Genomic DNA, 4,421 nt, shown 5'->3' on the forward strand with positions numbered 1-4,421 from the left:
AGCGCCTCGTGCCGCGCGACCATCGCGTCCAGCGCGCGCCGCAGCGCTCCGGCGTCCAGCTCTCCCTGCAGCCGCATCCGCGTGGTGACGTGGTAGGTGCTGCCCAAGTCGCCAAGCTGCTCCAGGAACCAGAGCCGCTGCTGCGGGAAGGAGAGCGGCAGTCGCGCGCCACGGTCCACCCGCTCGATCGGCGGCAGCTGCGACTGCGCCGCCGTGGCCAGCCCGCGCGCGAAATCGGCGAGCACGGGCCGGGTGAACAGCTCCCCGAGCGGCACCTCCACATCCAGCGCCTGCCGCACACGCGACACGACGCGCACGGCCAGCAGCGAGTGGCCGCCCAGCTCGAAGAAGTTGGCCCACCGGCTCACCCGCTCCACGCGCAGCACGTCGGACCAGATGTCCGCCAGCGCCTCCTCGGTCCGGCCCACCGGCGCCTCGTACTCCCGCGAGGCATACGCGTCGCCCTCGGGGGCGGGCAGCGCCTTGCGGTCGAGCTTGCCGTTGGGCGTGAGCGGGAAGGCGTCGAGCCGCACGTACGCGGCGGGCACCATGTACTCCGGCAGCGCGGCGGAGAGGTGCGAACGCAGCGCCTCCGCGTCCACCTCGCCGACCACGTACGCCACCAGCCGCACGTCACCCGGTACGTCCTCGCGCGCCATCACCGCCGCCTCGCGCACCTCCGCGTGCTCGGCCAGCCGCGCCCCGATCTCGCCCAGCTCGATGCGGAAGCCGCGCACCTTCACCTGGAAGTCGGTGCGGCCGATGAACTCCATCGTTCCGTCCGCCCGCCACCGCGCCAGGTCGCCCGTGCGGTAGAGCCTCGCCCCCGGCTCGCCGCCGAAGGGATCGGCCACGAAGCGCTCCGCCGTCTGCTCCGGGCGCCCCAGATAGCCGCGCACCACCCCCGCACCGCCGATGTAGAGTTCGCCCGCCACACCTACCGGCACCGGCTCGCCCGCCGCGTCGAGCACGTAGACGCGCGTGTTCGCCACGGGGCGGCCGATCGGCACCTGCCCGCTGGCGGGATCGCCGCGGACCCCCTCGGCCGTCGACCAGATGGTGGTTTCCGTGGGCCCATACACGTTCCAGAGCCCGCCCACACGGCTCCGCAGGGCCGACGCGAGATCCGCCGGTAATGCTTCGCCGCCGCAGAGCGCCCGCATATCCGGCGCGCCCTCCCACTCCGCGGCCACCAGCATCCGCCAGGTGGCGGGCGTGCCCTGCATCACCGTGGGCGCGTAGGTCCGGATGGCCTCCGCCAGCGCCGCAGGGTCCGCGGCACGCTCCCGCGGCAGCACGATGGTCGCCGCGCCGTGGAGAAGCGGAAGGAACATCTCCAGCACGGAGATGTCGAACGCGTAGGTGGTCACCGCCAGCAGGCGATCCGCGGGCTCCATCCCCACGGTTTCCCGCATCGAGCGGAGGAGGTTGACCACGCCGCGGTGCGGAACGGCGACGCCCTTGGGACGTCCGGTGGAGCCGGAGGTGTAAATCACGTACGCCAGGTGCGCCGGCGTCAGTCCCTCGATGGCCGGGTCCGCCGCGGGCTGGTCTGCCCACTCCGCGCCATCCAGGTCGATCACCGGCGCCTCGACACCCGCGAACAGCGTATCCACTCCATCCAGCGAACGCTGCGTGAGTACGGCCGCGGGCGAGCTGTCGTGCAGGACGTAGCGCAGCCGCTCCGCCGGATACGACGGATCCAGCGGCACGTACGCGCCGCCGGCCTTCATCACGGCCAACAGCGCGACGACCATCTCCGCGCTCCGCTCCAAGCAAACCGCCACTCGCGCGTCGGGACCCACGCCCAGCGAGCGGAGGTGGTGCGCCAGCCGGTTCGCCCGCGCGTTCAGCTCGGCGTAGGTGAGCGAGCGATCCTCGAAGACCACCGCCTCCGCGTCGGGCGTGCGCTCCGCCTGGGCCGCGAACAGCTCGTGGATGCACGCGTCGGCCGGGTACTCCGCCTCCGTGCGGTTCCACGCCTGCAGCACCTGCGTGCGCTCGCTCTCGGGCACGAGCGCCACCCGCTCCACCGGCTGGCCCTCGTCCGCCACCATCGCCTCGAGCACGCGGCGCAGGTAGCCCACCCAGCGCTCCACCGTCGCGCGTTCGAAGAGCGAGGATGCGTACGTCAGGCCTCCGACGATGCGCCCGCCCCGCTCCGACAGGTCCAGCGACAGGTCGAACTTCGCCGCCGCGTCCGACGCCGGCCCCGCCGGTCCCGCGCCTTCCGACGCCGAGCCGGGCGTGAGCCCCGGCAGCTCCAGCCTGCCGCTGGGGCCGTTCTGCCACCCGAACATCACCTGGAACAGCGGGCTGTGGGCCATGCTGCGCACCGGCTGCACCAGCTCCACCACCTGCTCGAACGGGATGTCCTGGTTCTGCTGCGCACCCAGCGCCCGCTCCTTCACCCGCGTCAGCACCTCGGCGACGGAGGGGGAGCCGGCGAGATCCACGCGCAACGCCAAGGTGTTTACGAAGAAGCCGATCAGCCCCTCGATCTCCACGCGCCCGCGGTTGGCGGTGGGGGTGCCCACGACCACGTCGTCCTGCCCCGACAGCCGCCCGAGCACCGCGGCCCAGCCCGCCAGCACGGTCATGAACAGCGTGGTGCCGTGGCGCTGGCCCAGGGCCGTCAGGCCGGCCGTCAGCTCCGCGTCCAGCTCCACGGCCACCGTGGCACCCGCGTGGTCCATCTTCGCCGGCCGCTGATGGTCAGTCGGCAGCTCCAGGAGCTCCGGCGCGCCCGCGAGCGTTTGCGTCCAGTACTCCGTCTGCGCTTGGAGAACGTCTCCCTCTACCCACCTGCGCTGCCACGCCGCGTAGTCGGCGTACTGCACCGGCAGCGCGGGAAGCGGATCGGGCTCGCCGCGGCGGAACGCTCCGTAGAGCGCGCCCAGTTCGCGGGTGAACAGCTCCGTGGACCAGGCGTCGCTGATGATGTGGTGCATGGTCACGAGGAGCACGTGCTCGCCGTGCGCCAGCCGGATCAGCCGGCCGCGGATGAGCGGGCCCCGCGCCAGGTCGAAGGGCGCGCGCGCCTCCTCGCCGCCCAGCCGCCGCAGCTCGGAGGGCGCCTCGGGATCATCGCCCAGGTCGTGCTCGGCGAGTTGGAACCGGCTCTCCTCCACCGGTGCGACCCGCTGCACCGGCGCACCCTCTACCTCCACGAACGTGGTGCGCAGCGCCTCGTGCCGCGCGACCATCGCGTCCAGCGCGCGCCGCAGCGCTCCGGCGTCCAGCTCTCCCTGCAGCCGCATCCGCATGGGGATGTTGTACGCGCCGCCCAGGCCGCCGAGCTGCTCCAGGAACCAGAGACGCTGCTGGGCGAAGGAAAGCGGGAGCCGGTCCGTCCGCTCCACCCGCTCGATGGGCGGCAGCTCCGACTGCGCGGCCGTCGCCAGCCCGCGCGCGAAATCGGCCAGCACCGGCCGGGCGAACAGTTCGCCCAGCGCGACCTCCAGCCCCAGCACCTGCCGCACCCGCGAGATCACCCGCACCGCGAGGAGCGAGTGTCCGCCCTGCGCGAAGAAGTGGGCCCAGCGGCTCACCCGCTCCACGCCCAGCACCTCGGACCAGATCTCCGCCAGCGCCTGCTCGGCCCGGCCCTGCGGCGCCTCGTACTCCCGCAACGCGTACGCGTCTCCCTCCGGCGCTGGCAGCGCCTTGCGGTCCAGCTTGCCGTTCGGCGTGAGCGGAAAGGCGTCCAGCCGCACGTACGCCGCCGGCACCATGTACTCCGGGAGGGCGGTGGCGACGTGCGCCCGCAGCGCCTCAGCGTCCGTGTCACCGACCACGTACGCCACCAGCCGCACGTCGCCCGGCACGTCCTCGCGCGCCATCACCGCCGCCTCGCGCACGTCCGCGTGCTCGGCCAGCCGCGCCTCGATCTCCCCCAGCTCGATGCGGAAGCCGCGCACCTTCACCTGGAAGTCGGTGCGGCCGATGAACTCCATCGTCCCGTCCGCCCGCCACCGCGCCAGGTCGCCCGTGCGGTACAGCCGCGCCCCCGGCTCGCCCCCGAACGGATCGGCCACGAAGCGCTCCGCCGTCTGCGCCGGCCGGCCCAGGTAGCCGCGCACCACGCCCGCGCCTCCGATGTACAGCTCGCCCGCCACGCCCACCGGCACCGGCTCGCCCGCCGCGTCCAGGATGTAGACGCGCGTGTTCGCCACCGGCCGCCCCACCGGCACCTGCCCGCCGACGGCGGCGCCGGCGGAATCGCCGCGGACCGCCTCGGACGTCGACCAGATGGTGGTCTCCGTGGGGCCGTACACGTTCCAGAGCCCGCCGACCCGGCTCCGCAGCGCCGACGCGAGCTCCGCCGGGAGCGCTTCGCCGCCGCAGAGCGCGCGCATCTCCGGCGCGCCCTCCCACCCCGCCTGCACCAGCATCCGCCACGTGGCCGGCGTAGCCTGCAT

1 protein-coding gene is annotated in these 4,421 nt (G+C 73.7%); it reads right to left on the reverse strand.

The window, feature by feature from the left end; all coding sequences use genetic code 11:
• On the reverse strand, nt 1–4,421 hold a 4,421-nt coding region (locus VIB55_RS23870), incomplete at both ends, for an amino acid adenylation domain-containing protein (protein ID WP_331879189.1).

Source organism: Longimicrobium sp. (assembly GCF_036554565.1).
GTDB lineage: Bacteria > Gemmatimonadota > Gemmatimonadetes > Longimicrobiales > Longimicrobiaceae > Longimicrobium.